Origin of the sequence: Rossellomorea sp. LjRoot5 (assembly GCF_964253455.1) — a bacterium.
In the GTDB taxonomy this organism is placed as follows: domain Bacteria; phylum Bacillota; class Bacilli; order Bacillales; family Bacillaceae_B; genus Rossellomorea.
In genome coordinates this window covers 557,364-578,894 of record NZ_CAXUQN020000001.1, presented here as the reverse complement: position 1 = coordinate 578,894, position 21,531 = coordinate 557,364, and the positions used below count along the sequence as shown (strand labels likewise).

The 21,531-nt window shown below is 46.5% G+C and carries 18 protein-coding genes and 2 riboswitches; of the genes, 2 read left to right on the top strand and 16 right to left on the bottom strand.

Annotated features, from left to right (window positions below):
- Window positions 1–5: 5 nt before the first annotated feature.
- Complete coding sequence (gene uvrB, locus ACSQ2E_RS02815; protein WP_435989254.1) at window positions 6–1,988, bottom strand: excinuclease ABC subunit UvrB; 1,983 nt, start codon at window positions 1,986–1,988, stop codon at window positions 6–8.
- Window positions 1,989–2,586: 598 nt separating this feature from the next.
- Here uvrB and ACSQ2E_RS02810 point away from each other — a divergent pair.
- The gene (locus tag ACSQ2E_RS02810) at window positions 2,587–4,599 is read left to right on the top strand and encodes an N-acetylmuramoyl-L-alanine amidase (protein ID WP_435989253.1); all 2,013 of its coding nucleotides are present in this window, start codon (window positions 2,587–2,589) and stop codon (window positions 4,597–4,599) included.
- 45 nt (window positions 4,600–4,644) lie between these two features.
- Here ACSQ2E_RS02810 and ACSQ2E_RS02805 read toward each other — a convergent pair whose 3' ends face one another.
- From ACSQ2E_RS02805 to ACSQ2E_RS02780, 6 genes are all read right to left on the bottom strand, one after another.
- Window positions 4,645–4,875, bottom strand: a complete 231-nt coding sequence (locus ACSQ2E_RS02805; RefSeq protein WP_034764322.1) for a CsbA family protein — start codon at window positions 4,873–4,875, stop codon at window positions 4,645–4,647.
- Between the two features lie 72 nt (window positions 4,876–4,947).
- Window positions 4,948–5,589 (bottom strand): HD domain-containing protein, encoded by a 642-nt coding sequence (locus ACSQ2E_RS02800; protein ID WP_060672544.1) that lies wholly within the window; start codon window positions 5,587–5,589, stop codon window positions 4,948–4,950.
- A 215-nt stretch (window positions 5,590–5,804) separates the two neighbouring features.
- The gene (locus tag ACSQ2E_RS02795) at window positions 5,805–6,980 is read right to left on the bottom strand and encodes a phosphoglycerate dehydrogenase (RefSeq protein WP_435989252.1); all 1,176 of its coding nucleotides are present in this window, start codon (window positions 6,978–6,980) and stop codon (window positions 5,805–5,807) included.
- A gap of 2 nt (window positions 6,981–6,982) precedes the next feature.
- A complete protein-coding gene (gene serC, locus ACSQ2E_RS02790; RefSeq protein ID WP_435989251.1) occupies window positions 6,983–8,062 on the bottom strand; it encodes a 3-phosphoserine/phosphohydroxythreonine transaminase in 1,080 nt (359 codons plus the stop codon).
- A 199-nt stretch (window positions 8,063–8,261) separates the two neighbouring features.
- Window positions 8,262–9,584, bottom strand: coding sequence for a TrkH family potassium uptake protein (locus ACSQ2E_RS02785; RefSeq protein WP_435989250.1), 1,323 nt, complete (start codon window positions 9,582–9,584; stop codon window positions 8,262–8,264).
- 2 nt (window positions 9,585–9,586) lie between these two features.
- Complete coding sequence (locus tag ACSQ2E_RS02780; RefSeq protein ID WP_435989249.1) at window positions 9,587–10,243, bottom strand: potassium channel family protein; 657 nt, start codon at window positions 10,241–10,243, stop codon at window positions 9,587–9,589.
- A gap of 125 nt (window positions 10,244–10,368) precedes the next feature.
- A riboswitch (cyclic di-AMP (ydaO/yuaA leader) is annotated at window positions 10,369–10,506 on the bottom strand.
- Between the two features lie 201 nt (window positions 10,507–10,707).
- On the opposite strand from ACSQ2E_RS02780, the gene ACSQ2E_RS02775 reads away from it, so the two are divergent.
- Window positions 10,708–11,565 carry a DUF1206 domain-containing protein gene (locus tag ACSQ2E_RS02775; protein ID WP_435989248.1) on the top strand — a complete coding sequence of 286 codons (858 nt, stop codon included), beginning with the start codon at window positions 10,708–10,710 and terminating at the stop codon, window positions 11,563–11,565.
- Window positions 11,566–11,682: 117 nt separating this feature from the next.
- On the opposite strand, the gene ACSQ2E_RS02770 is transcribed toward ACSQ2E_RS02775, so the two are convergent.
- The 9 genes from ACSQ2E_RS02770 to ACSQ2E_RS02730 all read right to left on the bottom strand — a co-directional run bounded on the left by ACSQ2E_RS02770 (window position 11,683) and on the right by ACSQ2E_RS02730 (window position 21,452).
- Entirely contained in the window at window positions 11,683–12,873 is a 1,191-nt protein-coding gene (locus ACSQ2E_RS02770) for a PDZ domain-containing protein (protein ID WP_435989247.1), read from the bottom strand.
- Window positions 12,874–13,201: 328 nt separating this feature from the next.
- Window positions 13,202–14,230, bottom strand: coding sequence for an alpha/beta fold hydrolase (locus tag ACSQ2E_RS02765; protein WP_435989246.1), 1,029 nt, complete (start codon window positions 14,228–14,230; stop codon window positions 13,202–13,204).
- 17 nt (window positions 14,231–14,247) lie between these two features.
- The gene (locus ACSQ2E_RS02760) at window positions 14,248–14,433 is read right to left on the bottom strand and encodes a hypothetical protein (protein ID WP_435989245.1); all 186 of its coding nucleotides are present in this window, start codon (window positions 14,431–14,433) and stop codon (window positions 14,248–14,250) included.
- Window positions 14,434–14,445: 12 nt separating this feature from the next.
- Entirely contained in the window at window positions 14,446–15,207 is a 762-nt protein-coding gene (locus ACSQ2E_RS02755; protein WP_435989244.1) for a glucose 1-dehydrogenase, read from the bottom strand.
- A 150-nt stretch (window positions 15,208–15,357) separates the two neighbouring features.
- Window positions 15,358–16,815, bottom strand: coding sequence for a S41 family peptidase (locus tag ACSQ2E_RS02750; RefSeq protein WP_435989243.1), 1,458 nt, complete (start codon window positions 16,813–16,815; stop codon window positions 15,358–15,360).
- A gap of 164 nt (window positions 16,816–16,979) precedes the next feature.
- Window positions 16,980–18,053 (bottom strand): homoserine O-acetyltransferase MetX, encoded by a 1,074-nt coding sequence (metX, locus tag ACSQ2E_RS02745; protein WP_435989242.1) that lies wholly within the window; start codon window positions 18,051–18,053, stop codon window positions 16,980–16,982.
- A 71-nt stretch (window positions 18,054–18,124) separates the two neighbouring features.
- Window positions 18,125–19,420, bottom strand: a complete 1,296-nt coding sequence (locus ACSQ2E_RS02740) for an O-acetylhomoserine aminocarboxypropyltransferase/cysteine synthase family protein (protein WP_435989241.1) — start codon at window positions 19,418–19,420, stop codon at window positions 18,125–18,127.
- 179 nt (window positions 19,421–19,599) lie between these two features.
- Window positions 19,600–19,718, bottom strand: a riboswitch (SAM riboswitch).
- A gap of 87 nt (window positions 19,719–19,805) precedes the next feature.
- Complete coding sequence (locus ACSQ2E_RS02735; RefSeq protein WP_435989240.1) at window positions 19,806–20,945, bottom strand: trans-sulfuration enzyme family protein; 1,140 nt, start codon at window positions 20,943–20,945, stop codon at window positions 19,806–19,808.
- Between the two features lie 126 nt (window positions 20,946–21,071).
- Complete coding sequence (locus tag ACSQ2E_RS02730; protein ID WP_435989239.1) at window positions 21,072–21,452, bottom strand: DUF302 domain-containing protein; 381 nt, start codon at window positions 21,450–21,452, stop codon at window positions 21,072–21,074.
- Window positions 21,453–21,531 lie beyond the last annotated feature (79 nt).

Genomic DNA, 21,531 nt, shown 5'->3' with positions numbered 1-21,531 from the left:
CTCGTTCATCCTTCCGCCTTGAGCTCAAGAATGGTATCACGAAGCTGCGCGGCACGTTCGAAGTCCAGTGCCTTGGCGGCTTCCTTCATTTCCACTTCCAGGCTAGCAATAAGTTTTTGTCGCTCCGGTTTAGACATATTCGAAACCTTTGTCTGTTCTCCTTCATAAACCCCTGCTTCTTCAGCGGCATGAGTCGCCTTGATGACATCCCTGATTTCTTTTTGTATGGTCGTCGGGGTCACGCCGTGTTTTTTGTTGTATTCCTGTTGGGTCGTCCGGCGACGTTCGGTTTCATCCAACGCTTTTTGCATGGAGTCGGTGATTTTGTCTGCATACATGATGACTCTTCCGTTACTATTACGGGCTGCACGGCCGATCGTCTGGATCAGGGACCGCTCAGAACGCAGGAAGCCTTCTTTATCAGCATCCAATATGGTGACAAGCGACACTTCAGGTATGTCCAGACCTTCACGGAGTAAGTTGATTCCTACTAAAACGTCGTATTTTCCCAAACGAAGATCCCTGATGATTTCGATACGCTCCAACGTCTTGATTTCAGAATGGAGGTATTGGACTTTGATTCCGATTTCCTTTAAATAGGCAGAGAGATCCTCTGACATTTTCTTCGTTAGCGTCGTAACGAGAACCCGTTCGTTTTTCTCGATCCGTTCATTGATCTCACCTAATAGATCGTCTATCTGGCCTTCGATCGGACGCACCTCGATGATAGGGTCAAGAAGTCCCGTCGGCCGGATGATCTGCTCGACCATCTCAGGACTATGTTCCAACTCATATGGTCCGGGAGTTGCGGAAACATAGAGAAGCTGCTTGGTTTTCTTCTCGAACTCTTCAAAGCGCAAGGGACGATTGTCCATGGCTGAAGGCAGACGGAATCCATGGTCCACAAGCACTTTTTTACGTGCCTGGTCCCCATTGAACATCCCCCGGATTTGAGGCAACGTAACGTGAGACTCATCGACCACAATCAGAAAGTCATCTGGAAAATAGTCCAGGAGAGTATAGGGAGTCGATCCTGCCGGTCTGAGCGTAAGGTGTCGTGAGTAGTTTTCAATTCCCGAGCAAAAGCCCATTTCCCTCATCATTTCCAGATCATAGCGGGTCCTTTGCTCTAAACGCTGGGCCTCAAGCAATTTATTCTCTTCCTTCATGATGGTCAGCTGCTCTTCAAGCTCTTTTTCAATATTCTTGACTGCGACCTCCAATTTTTCCTGGCGGGTTACGAAGTGGGATGCCGGGAATAATCTCATATGATTACGATCGCCTATGATTTCGCCGGTGAGGGCATCCACTTCACGGATCCGGTCTATTTCATCCCCGAAAAATTCTACACGCATACAGTGTTCATCACGGGAAGCAGGGAAAATTTCCACCACGTCTCCGCGCACACGGAAAGTCCCGCGCTGAAAGTCGATATCATTTCGTTCATATTGGATATCCACGAGCTTACGAAGCAATTGATTCCGTTCGATTTCCATCCCTGTTCTGAGGGAAAGCACGAGCTCACGATACTCTTCCGGATTACCTAAACCGTAAATACAGGACACACTGGCAATGATGATGACATCTTTCCGTTCAAAAAGGGAAGATGTGGCAGAGTGTCTCAGTTTATCGATTTCATCATTGATGCTGGCATCCTTTTCAATGAAGGTATCGGTTTGAGGGACATATGCTTCCGGCTGATAATAATCATAGTAACTTACAAAATATTCAACGGCGTTATCAGGGAAATACTCTTTAAACTCACTATAGAGTTGTCCCGCCAACGTTTTATTATGGGCGATGATGAGAGTCGGCTTTTCAACCTGCTTGATTACATTGGAGACGGTGAAGGTCTTTCCTGTCCCTGTTGCCCCAAGTAATGTTTGATGTCGTTTCCCTTCATTTATACCCTGTACCAGCTTCTCTATGGCAAGGGGCTGGTCACCCTCTGGTTTATATTTAGATTTGAGCTCGAATTGATCTTTCACCGTGAAACCTCCTATAATAAAGGACTGCTACCTTGTATTTACCTACTTATACCCATCTTAAACACTGCACACTCATTTATACCCATTCTACCACATTTCCTTCCCTATTAACCAACAATAAGCGAACAAAAGTTCGTTTATTCTTTTTTCAGGGACGGACCTTCAAAATCAGTCCTTTTAACATTGTGGATAACTTTTCGGTTTGAGAAAGAGGAAAGAAAGGATTATACATTCGACAAAGAAAAGAGGATTGACCATCTTCTTTCGACAGTATTCGATCATTTCTATGCACATCCTGTGTATAACTATGTGCATAAGTCGATGTCCTTTGTGGAAAATCCTTAAACTTATTCACAATTCGTCAAATTTCTTGTGAACAATTACCGTGTATTCGATTTCATACTGTGAATAACCATTTGAAATGCTATGTTATTCACATAATTCCTCCTTTATCCACAATTCAACCATTTGTGCCCTCAATCCCTCTTCCAAGAATATTCATCTAGGCATATATCCAATAATTGATTGACTATTCAGTCTATTTTTCTATAAGCTTCTTTATAGATTCTACTAAAATACATCGAAACAGGAGGAATGTATGAAAAAATCGAAATGGTTGCAAGTCGCAGGTAGTCTTAGTTTAACGGGGTTCTTATTGGGGGCCGCCGTGACACCCTTGTCCCCTTCACTTTCTTCTCAAGGAATTGCACGTGCTGCCACGGTGGATTCATCCGAATTGCAGGAAGCATTCCGACAAGCCGCTCAAGAATTTGGCGTACCCGTCGAAATACTCCTTTCAGTGAGTTATAACATGTCCTTATGGGAGCATCACGATGGCAAGCCAAGCGCTTCGGGGGGCTACGGATTGATGCATCTGACTGAAGTCAGTGTGGATAATTTGGAAGATCCTCGCACCTCGGACAAACCGTTACATATGTTTCTTTCAGGGAAGGAAGACGCTCCCATGCAGGGGGTGACAACTGGTAAGGTAACCGAGCTGACTCTCTCAGATCCGACCCTTCACACATTAACTGAGGCCGCGGACCTGCTTTCCCTTCCACCAGAAAACCTGAAAAAAGATAAAAAGCAAAACATCCGTGGAGCTGCGGCACTACTTGCAAAGTATGCGGATCAGACAATCGGTAAAACTCCGACGGGTCTTGACGATTGGTACGGGGCCGTTGCCAAATACAGTGGTTCTTCTGATGAGACAGGAGCAAGGGATTTTGCCGATCGAGTATATGAAACGATCAACGAAGGAGCGGCGAAACAGACAGAAGATGGCTCTTCCATCCATCTCGCTCCTAAACCAATCACTCCTGATAAAGAAACCATCAACCCTTTGCATTTAAAAACAGACGACGGAGAAAACAAAGCCGACTGTCCGAAAGGCCTTGCCTGCCATTTCGTCCCTGCAGCATACAAGAAAATCAATCATGACGGAACATTCTATGAGTGGTCTTACGGCAACTACGACAAAGCCAATCGTCCACATGATAACCAGGAAATCAAGTACATCGTCCTCCACGATACGGAAATCAGCTATGATCTAACCAAAACCGTTTTTCAGCGGGAAACGACCCAGGCTTCCGCCCACTACGTGATCCGCGCTTCAGATGGCGATATCACTCAAATGATCGATAATAAAGATGTAGCCTGGCATGCGGGCAACTGGTATTTCAATTCCAAAAGTATCGGAATCGAACATGAAGGAATCGCCATTGAAGGGGCAGACTGGTACAACGAGCAGCTGTACCATGCCTCCGCACGTTTAGTAAAGCATCTATCAAGGGAGTACAATATCCCGTTGGACCGCGATCATATCATCGCCCATGATGAAGTGCCGGGTACATCCGCAGCCAGACAGTCCACTATGCACTGGGATCCGGGCCCATTCTGGGATTGGGCTCATTATATGAAGATTTTGGGGGCACCCCTTGAGTCAGGGAAGAAGCAAAAAGACGTAGTCCAGATCAATCCGAACTTCAACAAGAACATGCCGGATCTTCAGACACCGAAGGGCGAGCCTGTGCCAAAGCAACCGGCAAACTTCGTCTACCTGTATAGCGCTCCGAGCTTTGATGCTCCTCTTATCAAAGACGCGGCACTGCCAAATGCCCATCCTTTAGATGCGTCGAATTGGGGAAATAAAGCAGTCACAGGTCAAACATTTTATAAGGCGGAAGACCAAGGGGACTGGACAGCGATCTGGTATGGAGCCCAGAAAGCGTGGTTCTATAATCCAAAAGGAAAAAACACCACAAAAGGTTCAGGGATCGTCATCACCCTGAAAGAAGGGAAAACGGAAATCCCAGTTTACGGTTTGGCTTATCCCGAAGCAGAAGCATTTCCTGAAGGCATTCCGGTAAGAGGAATGGATGTACTTCAATATACACTCACACCGGGACAGAAATATGTCGCCACTGAGAAAGTGAAAGGAAGCTATTACAGCGCACCGGTTTATACGTACAATCCGGAGACGACCCACAAGATCGTCTGGGGAGACGACGAATTTTATCTGATTCACCTGAATCACCGTCTTGCCTTCGTAAGAGCTGAAGATGTGGATGTTGTGGAGAATCCCAAACATAAACACCACCATAAGCGATAAAAAAACAAGGCCGTCCCCAAAGGATGGCCTTGTTTTTTATCGTGCCTATGCACTTCTCTTCGCTTTTTTCATCATCCGGTCACTATACCAGAATCCGGCGGTGAGCGATGCCGCGTCTATGACTATGAGCAACCATGAATCCGTATATCCCTTTGACACCGAAGCCGCTATGAGAGCAACGGTCAGAATCAAGCCGACATAATGATTATATGTCACCCGTGTGAACAGAACGACAAGCAATCCCGGTAAAAATAAGCCTAAAATAATTTTGGACACGTTCAACTCTCCTTGTAAATAAGGGAATAACACATATTCTACCGAAGTTTCCCCTATCTGGAAAGGGGGTTCTTATTCTTCAGCCTCCCGGATCAGTTTCTGTGTCCGTTCTTTCAGCTCATGATGGGGGATGAATTTTTCAGACAGCATATCAGGAAGGATGTATTCGAGGAAGTATTGTACGCATTCCATGTCCTTATATTTTACGATCGTCGTCAGTGCCTCCTGATAAATTTCAATAAACAGCGGTTCAGGATTTCCTTTTTGGATTTCACCGAATGACTCGTATAAAAGGTCGATTTTATCTGCGACGGATAGAATCCTTCCTTCGAGGGTCTCATCCTTCCCCTCTTTAAAACGTTCCCGGTATACTTCCTGGAATTGCGGGGGGAACTCCGTTGTGATGAATTTATTCACCATCTGATCCTCCACCTGGCTGAAGAGCTCCCGTAATTTGCCCGAAGCATATTTCACGGGTGTTTTGATATCACCGGTGAACAGTTCTGCGTAATCATGATTCAATGCTTTTTCATAGAGTGCTTTCCAATCCAGTTCTTTTCCGTTCTGTTCCTCCACCGTCCCAAGAAACTGGGCGATTTTCGTTACTTTAAAGGAATGGCTTGCCACATTATGCTCGTGGTATTTGAATCGACCCGGACAGCGGATAAGGGTCTCAAGATCTGATAAGCTTTTAAAATAATGATGAATTCCCATGGTATTCTCCTCTCACTGATTATCTTTACTTTATGAAAATAGTATCAAGGAGAGTCGGCCGATGCAACGATTGGTGGCTTATCCTTTTCTACTTCTCTTACTAATATGGTATTTTACGGTGGAATGATACGTGCTGGATTGCTTGTCCACATTTTTTCAGGATAGTAAGGGTGATAAAAAACACCCCCTCAGCATTTGAGAGAGTGTTTGTGACTTTATATGAGGCGTACGGAAACGACGCCGGTGATGTTTTTCATTTTTCGTTTCACGTCGGCGTGTTCATGCTCCGCTAATTTCTGGTCAAGGTCGATCATGGTGTATGCCCACGTATTCTTACTGCGATTGATCATATCGGCGATGTTGACGGCATAACCTGAGAGGACCGTAGCGATTTGTCCCACCATGTTCGGGATGTTCTGATGCATGACCGTCACTCTCATCTTCCCGCTGTACGGAAGCTCGACGTCCGGGAGGTTGACGGCATGCTTGATATTCCCTGTTTCAAGATAGGTTTTCAGCTGCTTGGTGGCCATGATGGCACAGTTTTCTTCCGATTCGACGGTAGATGCACCGAGATGCGGAACAGGTACGACATTTTTCATGGCGAGGACCTTTTTATTCGGAAAGTCCGTCACGTATTTCCGGACGACTCCTGATTCCAGCGCCCCGGCCATGGCATCCTCTTCCACCAGCTCACCCCTTGAAAAGTTCAGGATCGTCATTCCTTTTTTCATTTTCCGGAAGGCCTCTTCGCTTACAAAGCTTGCCGTTTTGTCCGTCAAAGGGATGTGCAACGTGACAAAATCACATTCTGCCCACACTTCTTCTATGTGATGAGCGCGCTTCACATCCTGCGATAAACGCCATGCAGCGTCGACGGAGATAAACGGATCATACGCCACTACATCCATCCCGAGGGCAAGAGCATCGTTGGCGACGAGGACACCGATCGCCCCCAAGCCGACGACCCCGAGCTTCTTCCCTTTGATTTCACTTCCTACGAATTCCTTTTTCTTCGCTTCCACCACACCAGGGACATCTTCTTCCGACTCTTTTAACGAGTTTGTCCAGCCGACGGCAGAATACAGGTTACGGGAGGAAGCAATCAAATTGGCGAGAACCAGCTCCTTGACGGCATTGGCATTGGCACCGGGTGTATTGAAGACGACAATCCCCTTTTCTGTACAGAGTTCGATGGGGATATTATTGACACCGGCTCCTGCACGGGCGATGGCCTTGACGGATGCGGGGAAATCGTAATCATGAAGGTTCTTCGATCTGACGAGGATTCCATCCGGGTCCCCGTTCCCATTCAGATGATAGTTCAGGTCGTCCTCGATCAGTGATAATCCGCTTTGACTGATGGCGTTGTACGTATTGATTGAAATCATTCTCAACATCCTCCTCGATCAGATTCAAATTTTTTCATGAAATCGACCAGCGACTCCACTCCTTCAAGCGGCATGGCATTGTAAAGACTCGCCCTCATTCCTCCGACGGAACGGTGACCTTTTAAAAATTCAAACCCTTCCGCTTTGGCTCCCTTTAAAAACTCCGCGTCCAGTTCTTCACTGCCCGTCGAAAAAGGAATGTTCATCAGGGAACGATTTTTCTCCGGTACGGGGTTGTGAAATAACGATGATTCATCAATACAGTCGTAAAGAAGAGCGGCTTTTCTCTCATTACGGACCTGCATCCCATCCACCCCGCCGTTCTCCTTCACCCATTCCAATACAAGTTTCAGAACATAAATGGAAAAGGTCGGTGGCGTATTGAAAAGGGAATCATGCTTCACATACGTTTCGTAGTTCAGCATGGTCGGACAGCTTTCCGGTGCCTTTCCGATCAGACTGTCGTGAATAATGGCCACGGTCACCCCGGATGGGCCCAGGTTTTTCTGGGCACCGGCATAAATGAGCCCGAAAGAGGAAACGTCTATTTTCTCAGAAAGGATGTGAGAAGACATGTCGGCGACGAGAGGTATCCCTCCCGTATCGGGATACTCATGGAACCGGGTTCCCTCGATTGTATTATTGGATGTGATATGTACATAGCTTGAGTCCGGTGAAAAATCTTCTGGTCTATAGGCAGGGATCTCAAACTTCCCATCGGGTAACAACCTACGGACCTTCCCTGACTTCTCCGCTTCTTTAATTGCTTTTTTTGACCAGCTGCCCGTCAGAATATAGTCTGCCTCCTGCCCCTCACCCAGGAGATTAAGGGGGATCATGGAGAATTGAAGGGAAGCTCCCCCCTGCAGGAAGATCACTCTATAATCATCGGGAATCGAAAGCAGTTCACCCAATAAGCTTTGTGCTTCCTCTATTATATTTTGGAAAGGGGCTGACCGATGACTCAATTCCATCACAGACATACCCGTCTCCCGATAATTCAATAACTCATCTTGAACCTTCTTCAACACAGGCTCAGGCAACACAGCAGGACCAGCAGAAAAGTTATACACACGCTTCAACAACAGCACCACCAAAAGTTCAGAATTTTTCAACAGTATAATGGCGGGCAAGACTTTCGTCAATATCAGTAACTTACGATGAAAACGCTTAATGAGATTGTTTTTAGCCTCATGCACGGTCATGGATGGATTCTTGCTGGTTTTATAAAAAATCGGCTTCCCCGCCTGCCCTTGTTGGGCCAAGCAGGAAAGCCGATATTCAGCCTGTCAGGATATCTTCTTTCGGATAGCGGATCTTCTCTTTATCCGGACGGGATAGGGAGAAGGCAAGTGTTAAGGGGCCAAGTTTCCCGGCGAACATCACAATGATGATGATCCACTTCCCTGCTATGGAAAGAGATCCCGTTATCCCCATGGACAATCCCACTGTACCGAAGGCGGACACCACTTCAAACACAATGGACAGGAACGACACATCATGTTCCGTCATTTCAAGGAAAAAAAGAGCAGTGAATACGAGTAGCACACTGATCATCGACAGAGCCAAAGCTTTGAAAATATGCGCTTGATCAATCGTGCGCCTGAAGATACGGATATCTTTTTTCTCTTTTAAAAAGGCGATCATACTCAATGAGATGACAACAAAAGTGGTCAGCTTGATTCCTCCGCCTGTGGAAGCACTACCCGCACCGATGAACATCAACAGGATGGTGAATAGCAGCGTTGAGCGCTCCATGCTTCCATAATCAAGGGAGTTGAATCCCGCCGTGCGGGGTGTGACCGCTTGAAAATAGGAGGCAAATAGTTTATCCGGAAGGGGCAGTTGCGCCAGGGTATTCGGATTATTATACTCCAGGACGAATATCATCATGAAAGCAATGACATTGATGATGAACGTTCCAAGGACCATGATTTTGGTATGCAGGGATAATTGACGGATCGTCTTTGATTTCCACAAATCCACCAACACCGTGAACCCTATCCCCCCTAGTATAAATAGGAACGAAATGGTCAGGTTGATAATCGGGCTTCCCACATATCCCATCAGACTGTCGGGAAACAGAGAAAAACCGGCATTGTTAAACGCAGATATTGAATGAAAGATACTGACATACAAGCCACGTTTCCATCCAAACTCCGGCACCCATTCCGTCGCTAATAACAGCAAGGCAAAACCTTCTACGATAAAAGAGAAGATAAATAAATATTTCACAAGCTTGATGACCCCGCCTACGGAAGTCTGATTCAGTGCCTGTTGAAGGAGTAACCGTTCTTTGAAGCCGATCTTCTTCCCAAGCATCATGAAAATCAAAACCGCGAAGGACATGATGCCGAGTCCACCAATCTGAATCAGACTCATGACGACCACTTCCCCAAACAGGGTGAAAGCCCCTCCTGTATCCACCACGGCAAGACCCGTCACCGTCATGGCGGAGGTCGTCGTGAATAATGCGTCGAGCCAGGAGATCTGTTCAGTGGTGGCAAACGGAAGCTTTAACATCCCCATTCCGAGTATGATGAAAAATAGAAAGGTCACAACAAGAAGTTGCGGCGGACTTAACCGGATGACCTTTTGCTTCATCCTTATACACCTTCTTTTTCAAATCGATTTATATCCCGATTGTGTCCTATAACGATTAGAATATCCTTTAATTCAACCACCTCATCGGCAGAAGGAGAGACAATGACTTCTTCCCCGCGATGGATAGCGATGATATTACAGCCGAATTTGGCCCGAACGTCGAGATCATTCAGCGTTTTATTCGCTACCTTCTTTGAAGCATAGACCTCTACGATGCTGTGCTCTTTCGAAAGCTCGATATAATCGATGATCTTTTCAGACGTGATATGGTGGGCAATCCTTCTTGCCATGTCCCGTTCCGGATGAATGACCTTATCCGCCCCGATCCGATCCAGTACTTTTTGGTGGTAGGAATTCGATGCTTTCACCCACACTTCCTTAACCCCTAATTCCTTGAGAAGGAGCGTTGTTAGGATGCTTGCTTCGATATTATCGCCGAAGGATACGATTACGTGATCGAAGTTCCTTAAACCAAGGGATTTTAATACCGATTCGTCCATGGCATTCGCCTGCACAGCGTGGGTGGCAATATCGATAAATTTTTGTACCACATCGTGATTTATATCGATGGCCAGTACTTCCACATCCAGATCAGCCAGTTCCTGAACCAGATTCCCTCCAAATCTCCCTAGACCTATAACAGCAAACTGCTTTTTCATGATGAAATCCTCCAAAACCTTTTTTATAGCTTAACCAATTACTGCCTGACTTTACTACCATATTAAACAACGCAAAAAGACCACCAGGAACTAAGCCTGTGGTCATCTATTACAGATCACAAGTATCATCCTCTCCCAATACGCTTACGGAGTTAGCTGACGGATTCGGGTCATGGAAGTAGCCCTACCTTTCAATCGAAAGGATTCACCCCTGAAACTAGTGGGTCCCCCGCTTCAATAATTGAATTAAGCGATAAAGAATATTCATTTGATGATAGATATATTACTCCTCTCCAAAGGGGTTGTAAATAGGTTTTTTGTAAAAATTCTCACCGAAAAAAACAGGTAAAATTATCTTCATTCATCCAACATTTACTGTTCGTTAAATAGGTTTGTAGTTTCGTTATTCAGGGAATAGCATACATTAGTCGTACGAAAATTGAATCAGAAAGGAAGAAACGTTTATGGCAGGAATTTCATCCATTACTTCATCAACGGAAAGCAATGAAAGTTCATCCGTTTCATCTAATGATATAAAGCCTTGGATCAAAGGATTTGCACGAGTTGGTTATATCTCAAGAGGGATCGTTTATATGCTCATCGGGGCATTAGCTGTGATGGCGGCACTCGGGATAGGGGGAAGTACATCGGACTCGAGCGGTGCCTTTGCGGCTGTTGCCAGCAAGCCATTTGGAGAAGTGCTCCTCTGGTTACTGGGAATTGGACTGATTGGAATCGTCCTATGGTGTCTCATTCAAGTCATCCAAGATCCCGATCATGTAAAAAACGGCGGGAAGTCCCTATTCAGGCGATTGACTAATTTGATCAGTGCAATTGCCTATGGATCCTTGGCGTTTAACGCCTTTGCCATTGCCATCCACGCTAAAAGCTCAGGATCAGGTTCCGAACAGACTCTGTCAGCCAAGCTATTGGCACAGCCATTTGGGCAATGGGTCATCGGAATTGTCGGTCTTATCATTATTGGGTTCGCCCTTCATGAAATTTATCAAGCCTATACCGAGAAGTACACAAATCAATTCAAGCGCAATGAAATGAACAATAAAGAATGGGAACTAGGAAGAAAAACGGGGAAACTCGGAATATTTTCACGTGGCCTCGTCTTCTTATTTATTGGATATTTCTTTATCCAAACGGCGATTACGGCAGACCCTGATAAAACCCATGGTCTCGACGGAGCACTATCCAAACTCGCTCAGCAGCCTTTCGGTCAGTGGTTACTGGGAATCGTTGCAGTTGGATTCATCTTATATGGCGTCTTCCAAATATTAATGGGGAAAAACCGTCATATGACGATCTATTAGGGTTGAAAAGGAGCTGTCATGTGTCAGCTCCTTTTTTAATCCCCAACTCTGACAGATAAATTTGGTCACTTCTACCTATAATAAGAAAAAGGATAGCTGAGGCTATCCTTTTTCCTATTACGAAACCTGGTGATGCTCCCACCCTGAAGCTTCATCGGCAAAAATGATTCCCAGTTCATGATGATCACCTTCATACAGGGCTCCCTGGGTAAAACGGTTTTCACCATTCGTCCCCAGGACCTCCAGCTTACAATAGGCTCCGTTCTTTTGCAGCGCTTCATAAAATGCCCGTTCCGTATTCAGTTCGACACCGTTCACCTTCAGGATGATTTCCCCCACTTCAAGTGTCAGCTTCCTGGCAGGTGAACCTGGGAGGATACCGAGGATCATGACGCCATTTGGCTGCCGTTTGAAGAAATATGGCTTCGAATCATCCGCACTCCGGTAACGGTAAGCAATCCAGAACCGGCCAAGGATGGCCACCCCTGTTGCACCGATCGAAAACAGCGGGGCCCAGAGTCCTGCTACAGCCAAGGTCAATACGAATGCACCAAGCCAGAACACACGGAATCCAGTATGCTTGATCGCGACTTCAGGCAATGTGCTTTTCACCAGCTGCTGAAAACCGAGGAGAAACGGTACACACAGTAATGAATACGTTTCAGTGCCCAGCGTAAACACCGGCCACCATTCAAATGGAAGAGTCAATGACCCCGTGGGTATCAATATAAACATAGGGACCAGCCATAGTTTTTTACCGAGATGGGCCCCGACCTTCAAGCCACGTGCACTTTTAAGTAAGCGTGGTGATGTGTGCTTCCAGCCATTCAATACAATCAGGATACCTTCGATCATCGTCAACACGCCAAGAAGAACGACGATGGAACTCGACAGATTCAGGTTTTCTACATATGTATTCACGTAAGGGATGTCCCACTGAAAATAATCCACCGCCACTAAAATAAAGTAGGAAATGCCCACTGTCATAGTCGCTGACATGAGCTGAAAACGACCCGTTAACGTAAATAAAATCGACACGGCTCCGATAAGGATAAGACCTGTGAAAGGAATCACAACTCCTCCTCCGACTGTAACAAGAGAAAACAGCAGTCCAAGTGCGATTCCGTATGAAAATAACACCCGCATATCATGGTACCCATCCAGCAATCTCGTATTGAAATCTCTCCGTTCCCTCTTCACACGATAATAGCCGGCCATAATAGCGAAAAACACAGACAGATATAGTACAGGATGTAGAAATAATTTCCCAAATCCTTTTAAAACCTCCAGTAACCAAAGCTCAATCAATGATTCGTCACCACCTTTTGCAAGAAAATTTGCATTATCTACTATTTTATCAAAAGACGCAGTTAAAACCTATTGCAATTTTATTCAATCGTTTTACGATTCGATTTCATTTCCGACAGCATTCCTCATATTTTCCCGGGAAATGATGTCGATTAGATGGGAATGGAATCACCATTTGAAGAAAAAGAGACGGAGGAAATTCACCCATCCGCCTCTATTCCTTATTGAAAATAAGATTTGATATACTCTTTAAAAACGCAAAAGGCAAACCCCATGTAATCAAAAGGGGTTTCTATTTCCCACTCCAGCATCACTTTCCCCCTCCTTTTTAATGTGAGTATTGATGCAGCCACTCTTTCAATTCGTTTGATATTCCGTATTTAATCAGACTTGCGTGCCCTCCCCTTACCTCTGCTGCTGCCTTATTCGTGCTTGACACAAGTTCCAGCAGAGGCGTGCTGATCGAGGTAGGAACCAAGTGATCATATTGGGAAGAAATCAGATAAAGATTCGAATCGATGTTTTTCAGATCCACTGCTTTGCCGGCGAGTTCGAATTCCCCTGACATCAGCACATTTTCTTTTACAAAATAGGTGATAATATCACTGGCCATGGCTCCGGTGAGTGCGATATGGTCATTTGTCCATTGATTGAACCGGAGCCAATAATGAGTATAGTCTTGATCGTAGGCTTTATTTAATAGCGATAAATAGGGAGAATAGTAAATGGGGGAAGTCAAAGCCCTCATCCCGTAACGGATGATGGGCGCTGGTATGAGATCGATTTGTTCCATTATACTCGTGAGATCGATTTCGTCCTTTTTCAAAGCCTGCACCCAATTGGGATATGTCGGAACCTGATCAAAATCAATTGGCGTGACAAAAAGGAGTAGATTTCTGATAAAATGTGAATTTAACGCTGCATAGATGACAGCTAATGTCCCCCCTAAGCAGAAGCCGGAAAGGGACAGCTCGTCTTTCCCACTGTGTTGAAGGGCCTTCTTTATGCATGGGTCCACATAGTGAGACAAATACTCCGCCAATCCTGTTCCCTTCTCTTCCACTACAGGTTCACCAAATTCGAGAAGATAAACGTCGTATCCTTCTTGAAGAAATTTCCCTATCAGGCTATGTTCCTTTGTCAGATCCAAAATGGATGACTTGTTAATATGTGAATATAGTAAAAATACAGGAATATGCCCATTTTTACTTACAGGGGCATAGTACCATAATCTACTATTATGGTTCGTCCAGATCTCTTCCCTTGGAAAATTCGGCATCCACTCACTGTCATTTTGCAATGTCTCGATGAAACCCTTCCAACGGGCTCGTTCTTTTTGTTCATGCTCTTTTTTCATGTATTCACTTCCATTCTTTATTCATTCAGCGCCTGTAAAAGTGATAGAAGTTGAATGAATTCCAGTACGGTTTGGAATAATTCCAGCCATTGTTTGACGGCCGCAACCACTTCCGGATCATCCAGCTTCCCTACAACCCACTGATTCAACTCATACTCCACACTCATTCCGATTTTTTTCAATTCCTCATAAAATAGATCCATGTTTCCCCCTCCTTATACCTGCGCCCGGATGCCGCCATCCACGACTAAAATGTGACCGTTTATATAGTCAGAAGCAGCAGAGGAAAGGAAGATGGCCACCCCGTTCAAATCTCCTGCTTGTCCAAATCTTCCTGCAGGTATATGCTGCTTGATCATGCTTCCCTGACTTGCAAAAAGCTCCTTCGTAATTTTGGTCGGAAAGAACCCGGGAGCGATCGCATTCACCTGAATATTATGCGGGGCAAGTTTCACGGCAAGATCCTTTGTCAACGTCATGACTGCACCCTTGCTCGTATTATAAGGAACCGTATCCATGAGCATGGGGTTCGTCCCGCCAAATCCCGTAACGGACGCGATGTTAATGATTTTCCCCGCTTTTTGCCTGACCATGACCCGTGACACTTCCTGGGAAAACAAAAAAGCCCCCTTTACGTTGACATCCATCACCTTGTCCCATTTATCTTCAGGGATGTCAGCAAAAGGACCCGCCCAGGACGTCCCGCTGTTATTGATTAAAATATCGATTCTTCCAAACTCTTTCATCACTGTTTCCACTACATGCATCACATCCGCTTTCTGGGTAACATCGCAAGGAATGGCAAGTGACCGTACGCCTGAACCAATCAATGTTTCCTTCACTTCTTCACATGCCGACTGGTTCCTCGAACAGATTACGACATGTGCACCAGCCCTTCCCAGTGCCAGGGCCATCTCCTTTCCGAGCCCCCGCCCACCGCCTGTGACGATGGCGACTTTTTCTTTAACTGAGAACATTCTATCAATCTCCTTTCTAGTAAATGGAAGGTCATTATTATAATAGATAGTTTGAGAGAATGAGTGCGGATTCTCCGCCCCATTGAGTAGAAATTGAATCAAATGTCCCCCAAAAAAAGAGACCTCTCAAGAAAGAGAGGTCTCTGATCGTTACTGATTCTTATTGGCCGTACGTTTTATATACTCCAAGGCTGCCTGCAGCTGCAGATCGTTCTTTTCATTCTGCACCGCTTCAAATATTTCTTCCTGCAGCCTTTCGCCGGTTTTGGCATCAATGACTCCTGTCACGTCGAGGCTTTCCTGGATCTGAAAATCCTTGACGGCTTTAGCGGTTTTCTTACTGAAATAACCATCGACCCGATCAAGGGAGAAGCCTAATCCTTGAAGCATTTCCTGGGCATTTTGCACTTGTTCGTTATTTACCCCTTCTTTCAATGGTTTTTCCACTTGAAGAGGATGGGCATAGAAGTAGGATGGTTGTCTGACCGGGATATCCGGTTTGATTCCCTTCTTATGAATCCAATTCCCGTTCGGTGTCAGCCATTTGAACATGGTAAGCTTGATATTGCTTCCGTCTCCCATCGGCACTGCCTGCTGCACGGTCCCCTTTCCGAAGCTCTTTGTTCCGATCAGCGGATATCCTTCCGCCTCACTAAGGGCCCCGGCCAGGATCTCAGATGCCGATGCACTGCCCTCATCGATGAGGACCACCACCGGGTACGCTTTTCTTTCCTTACTGTTGGAGAAGGATTTCAGCACTTCTCCGCTTCGTTCCTGGATTTGCACATACGGTTTTTTCTCGGTGACGAACTGTTTGAGGATGTCTTCCACGCTGGAAAGGAGACCACCCGGGTTACCCCTCACGTCAAGAACCAATCCTCCTACCTTTTTCTTCTCGAGTTCTGCCAGCTGCTTTTTAAAATCGACGGCGGTATTTTCAGAGAAGGTCGTAATCTGGATGTAGCCCGTCTTCTTCCCATCGACTTCCTTCACATCGGAGATCACCGTTTCAACAGGGATATCGTCCCGCTTCACGGACACTTCGATTGGATCTGAAAGACCCTCTCTCGTAATCTCCAATTTCACCTCCGTACCCTTCTTCCCTCTGATCTTCAACGTGGCTTCATAAAGGTCAAGCCCGTCGATACTGTTCCCATCCACTTTGATGATGCGGTCATTCGGTTTCAGACCGGCTTTCTCAGCAGGTGAATGTTTAAAAGGAGCAACGATGACCAGTTTCCCGTCCATGATCGTGACCTCTGCCCCGATCCCTTCAAAGGAGGAATCAAGCGCGTCATTGAATTGAGAAGCGGTCTCCGCATTCATGTAAACAGAGTACGGATCATCCAGGGTCTTAAGCATCCCCTGAATCGCCCCTTCTACGAGCTGTCCCCTGTCTACATCCTGAAAGAACTTATCACTGATCAAATCATACGCGACTTCTACCTTGTGAAGCTTATCATTAAGCTCCCCTTTGCCGTTAAACTGGGCAAGCTCGTCGCCGGACCCGGAACTGCCCGTCCACTCAAAGCCGCCATACATTCCTCCTGCACCGATCAACATGCTAATGATGATCGTGATGATGAGCTTTCTGCCCGTCCACTCCATATATTCCCCTCCAGCTTGTCGTTTTGTTTATGGTATGGATGAGAGCCGCGAACACTTTCCCATCCAACGAAAAAAGACACCACACAAAAACGCGCTTAGGCGGTGCGATGTCTTTGCTTATCTAACTATATGCCGGAGGGGGACGAGTTATGATTGGCAGTCGATTATTTCATGCCCGTCACGATTTTCTGACCTTGACGGTTTTTGAGATGAGAAGAGATGATCCCGCCCCATTTCTCAAATTCCACCAGAAACCCGTCATGACCGAATGCTGTCGGGATAAAGTAATGTTCACCCTTTGGGGCTTGGAGTGTGAATTCCTTTAAATACTGGGGAGAATAGATCAAATCACCCTCATAGCTGATCGATACCAGTTCGCACGGATACGAATCGGCGACGGCTTCCGTTCCTCCTCTTCCCCTCCCGATATCATGGGTATTCATCGCTTTAAGGAGGGTAAGATAGCTGTTCGGATCAAATCGCTTTCCGAGTTTCTTTCCTTGATAATCAAGATAGCTCTCTACATTGTACTGCTCATTCGTCCTCTCCCGCTGAAAGCGCCGATCGAACAATTCCTGAGTACGATAGGTCACCATCCCGACCATCCTGGCAATCTCAAGGCCTTTTAATATGGCTCCGTGGGGATAGTGGCCCCTTTGAAAATCGGGATCCCCTTCAATCGCTGTAATTCCGATATGATTGAATGCGAGACCATAATCGTTTAATGCAGGTGAGACGGCGAGGGCGAATACCTTATTGATATAGGAAGGATAGAGAGCCCCCCATTCCAGCGCCTGCATTCCTCCCAATGAACCACCGATCACAGCTTCGATGTGGTAGACGGATAGCTGTTGGAGTGCTTCATATTGGGCATGGACCATGTCCCGTATGCTAATGTGCGGAAAGTCCGGTCCGTAACGTTCTCCGGTTTCCGGATTGGTCGACGTCGGTCCCGTACTTCCTTCACATCCCCCTAATACATTGAAAGCAATCACATTATATAGATCGGTATCAATATATGAACCGGGTCCGATCAACCCATCCCACCAGCCCCGGTCCTCACTCGTGCCTTTCACAATATGGGTTCCGGTGAGGGCGTGGCATACCAGGATGACGGGGCCTTCCTTATTGCCGGTCCGTTCATAGGCCAGATTCACATTGTGCAACGTTGTGCCTGACTCTAATGTGAGGGATGGGATGGTAATGGAGCTTACTTCGTATGAGTATGAATTCTCCATTCCTCCACCTCCTTTTTTTGGTGTTGTTCGGGGTGTCGGGGCACCCCGGTTGTGCCGGTCGACTATTTTATTTACACCCGCGACGTTTCCAACGCCACTTCAATCGCATGATCCAGATCCTCGATCAAATCCTTCGCAGATTCCAACCCGACGGAAAGTCTCACAAGGTCCTCAGTTACGCCCGTAGCCCGGATTTCCTGCTCGTTCAATTGCTGATGCGTGGTGGACGCTGGATGGATAATCAGTGACTTCGCATCTCCTACATTGGCAACATGGGACCAGAGGGAAATGTTGTCAACGACTTTGCGTCCTGAATCCCTGCCTCCTTTTATCCCAAATACGACGATGGAACCTGCTCCATTTTTCAAATATTTCTGAGCAAGAGCGTGGGATGGATGCTGCGGCAGACCCGGATAAGAAACCCAGGCAACTCCACTGTGCTGATCTAAGTGTTCCGCAATCTTCAAGGCATTCTCCGTGTGACGTTCGATGCGGAGATGCAGGGTTTCCAGTCCCTGCAATAGCAGAAATGCGTTTTGTGGACTTAAGCACGCCCCGAGATCCCGAAGCAGCTGCACCCTTAACTTTGTGATGAAAGCGGCCGCTCCTACATCCTGTGCGTAGCGAAGTCCATTATAGCTTCTGTCTTCCTCTGTGAATCCAGGGAACTTCTCATGATTCCAATCAAACTTCCCCCCGTCGATGACGACTCCACCGATGGCCGTACCGTGACCGCCGATCCATTTCGTGGCAGAGTGGATGACGATGTCCGCTCCCCACTCAATCGGCTTGCACACATATGGCGTGGCAAATGTGTTATCGATGATAAGCGGGATATGATGGTCATGAGCCACTTTCGCCACCGACTCGATGTCCAGGACGTGCAGGCTCGGATTTCCGATCGTCTCGGCGAATACCGCTTTTGTTTTCGGGGTAATCGCTTTTCTGAAATTCTCCGGATCAGTCGGATCGACGAAATGAACCTTGATTCCGTATTTCGGAAGAGTCGTGGAGAATAAATTATACGTTCCACCGTACAGATTGGTGGCTGCCACGATCTCATCCCCTGCACCGGCGATATTTAGGATGGATAGGGAGATGGCGGCCATTCCGGATGAAACACCCAGGGCTCCGATTCCCCCTTCTAAAAGGGCGAGACGCTTCTCCAGCACATCAACGGTCGGATTCATGATCCGCGTGTAGATGTTTCCCGGTTCTTCAAGGGCGAATAGCTTCGCTGCATGGTCACTGTTGTCGAACACGTAGGATGTCGTTTGATAGATGGGTACCGCTCTAGAGCCTGTGGTTGGGTCCGGCTCCTGGCCGCCGTGAAGAAGCAGTGTGTCGAAATCGAATGATTTTGTCATTTGTAATTCCTCCTAGAGTTTTTTGGTTTTGGATTGGTGTGGATAATTGGTTGGGTTCAGCTGCTGAATCCTTGAAGAAACTCAGCTGCTGAATTGCGACTGATATACCTAAGAAGCCAGAAGAGGATAAAATAAAAAACCCTCTTCCTAAGAAGAGGGTCTAATTGAATAGGGTCCTCCTCTTATCTTTCAGGCAGATCGCCTGCAGGAATTAGCACCTTTTCATGTGACGCCTGACGCGTACATGAAGGTTGCCGGGTTTCATCGGGCCTAGTCCCTCCACCTCTCTGGATAAGAGCATTTAATTGTCAATGTGTAAATTCATGCGTTGAGATGAATTATAAAGGGTAACCGGCCTCAACGTCAAGACCATTTTCAGAATTTTTTATTTTTTAACGGAAGCTGCAATCGCCTCGTTAAATTGAGAAATGATATCTTCCCCATCCTCGATACCTAACGATATGCGCACCACATGGGTGTTGATGCCGAGTTTTTCCTGTGCTTCTTTCGGAAGGGCACGATGAGATGTCCCGAGTGGATAAGAAACCGTTGTTTCCACTCCGGCCAGGGACGGGATGATCTTGATCCATCCAAGGGACTTGAAGAATGTACTGATATCGCAGCGGGCATCGAGTTCGATGGTGACGATCGCTCCATTTCCTTTATCGGATAGATCTGTTGGATAATAGACCCTCTTCACCTGTTCATTGGTGCGCAGTTCATCTGCAAGTGTTCCCGCGTTCTGAGCCTGGGTCCCCACCCGGAGTGCCAATGTTTTCGCCCCCCGGCATGTGAGCCATGCTTCAAATGGACTTAAGTTTGAACCGATGTTGACGACCTTCTCCCTTGCTTTATTCACAAGTTCTTCTTTTCCGACTACGACTCCCGCTGTGATATCGCTATGCCCGCCGATATACTTCGTGGCGCTGTGAGCGACCAAATCGACCCCTTCAAGGAAGGGTTGACGCAGAAATGGTGTGGCGAATGTATTATCGATCATCGTTTTCAGATTGTGCTTTTCGGCAAGAGCTACCATTCTTGAAATATCCTCTACTCGCATAAACGGATTGGTCACCGTCTCACTATAGAGAAGCTTGGTGTCGGAAGTAAGTGCAGCCTCGATTTCTTCCTCACTCGAAAAATCAACGAAGGATGTGGAAATGCCGAATGATTTCAGCTCTTCTTTCAGCATGTGGAAAGTGCCTCCGTATAAATCCTCCGCCGCAATGATGTGGTCCCCTGCCTGAACCACTGCAAGGATTCCGACGAGGATGGCCGACAAGCCGGAAGATGTGGCGACACCCGCAGGCGCTCCTTCAAGGTCTGCTACCATCTTCCCAAGCTCATCCGTGTTGGGATTACCCGTTCTGGAATAAAGATAGGGAGACTTCCCCTCATAAAAACCTTCCAGCTCCTCCAGAGACGTAAAAGAAAAAGCAGACGTCTGGTAGATCGGTGTTGTCTTACTGCGGATTTCCTCTGTTCCCTTCAGCTGACTATGTACGACCTTGGTGGTGAATTTCATTTATTGTCATCCTTCCTGAATCTATGTATTTTTAAAAGTGTATCATATTCAGAAGATTGTGAGGAGTGTGAGGTGTTGGATGCAAAAAAAAAGAACCCGTCGCATTCATGCAACAGGTTCTCATCGTCAAACGTTTTCTAAACACCCGATCAGACGATTTTCGATATCCAACGCCAATCGTTTTAATTCATCGTTATCTACCAATTCAATCAGCTTGCTCGGCTTTGCCATACCGATCTTCGTCGCTCCCTCTTCTGTATATACCGTCACTTTACAAGGCAGGAAATAGCTGACGAGCATGCTTTTTTCCAGCACCTTTTTCGCTTCGTGGGGATTACATACTTCCAGGACAACTACTTCTTCGTTAAAATCAAGCCCTTTATCCTGTAGTTTGGCGGCCAGGTCAAGATTCCACAGAACCCCGAAGCTTTCTTCTTTCAAGGCTGCTTCCACGGCTGAAACCGCATCCTTCACATTCATTGAAACTTCTTTTGTATAATGGAACATATTGATCCTCCTTTTTGAGTCATGGTTAGTTATACCTCATAGCGTATGTAATGAAACGTCCTGTCAGAGGTCCGTCCCT

Coding starts and splice junctions, on each gene's coding strand:
- ACSQ2E_RS02810 (WP_435989253.1), top strand. CDS start 2,587: ATGAAAAAATCGAAATGGTTGCAAGTCGCAGGTAGTCTTAGTTTAACG.
- ACSQ2E_RS02800 (WP_060672544.1), bottom strand. CDS start 5,589: ATGGGAATTCATCATTATTTTAAAAGCTTATCAGATCTTGAGACCCTT.
- ACSQ2E_RS02795 (WP_435989252.1), bottom strand. CDS start 6,980: ATGATTTCAATCAATACGTACAACGCCATCAGTCAAAGCGGATTATCA.
- ACSQ2E_RS02785 (WP_435989250.1), bottom strand. CDS start 9,584: ATGAAGCAAAAGGTCATCCGGTTAAGTCCGCCGCAACTTCTTGTTGTG.
- ACSQ2E_RS02780 (WP_435989249.1), bottom strand. CDS start 10,243: ATGAAAAAGCAGTTTGCTGTTATAGGTCTAGGGAGATTTGGAGGGAAT.
- ACSQ2E_RS02775 (WP_435989248.1), top strand. CDS start 10,708: ATGGCAGGAATTTCATCCATTACTTCATCAACGGAAAGCAATGAAAGT.
- ACSQ2E_RS02765 (WP_435989246.1), bottom strand. CDS start 14,230: ATGAAAAAAGAGCATGAACAAAAAGAACGAGCCCGTTGGAAGGGTTTC.
- ACSQ2E_RS02760 (WP_435989245.1), bottom strand. CDS start 14,433: ATGGATCTATTTTATGAGGAATTGAAAAAAATCGGAATGAGTGTGGAG.
- ACSQ2E_RS02755 (WP_435989244.1), bottom strand. CDS start 15,207: ATGTTCTCAGTTAAAGAAAAAGTCGCCATCGTCACAGGCGGTGGGCGG.
- ACSQ2E_RS02750 (WP_435989243.1), bottom strand. CDS start 16,815: ATGGAGTGGACGGGCAGAAAGCTCATCATCACGATCATCATTAGCATG.
- metX (WP_435989242.1), bottom strand. CDS start 18,053: ATGGAGAATTCATACTCATACGAAGTAAGCTCCATTACCATCCCATCC.
- ACSQ2E_RS02740 (WP_435989241.1), bottom strand. CDS start 19,420: ATGACAAAATCATTCGATTTCGACACACTGCTTCTTCACGGCGGCCAG.
- ACSQ2E_RS02735 (WP_435989240.1), bottom strand. CDS start 20,945: ATGAAATTCACCACCAAGGTCGTACATAGTCAGCTGAAGGGAACAGAG.
- ACSQ2E_RS02730 (WP_435989239.1), bottom strand. CDS start 21,452: ATGTTCCATTATACAAAAGAAGTTTCAATGAATGTGAAGGATGCGGTT.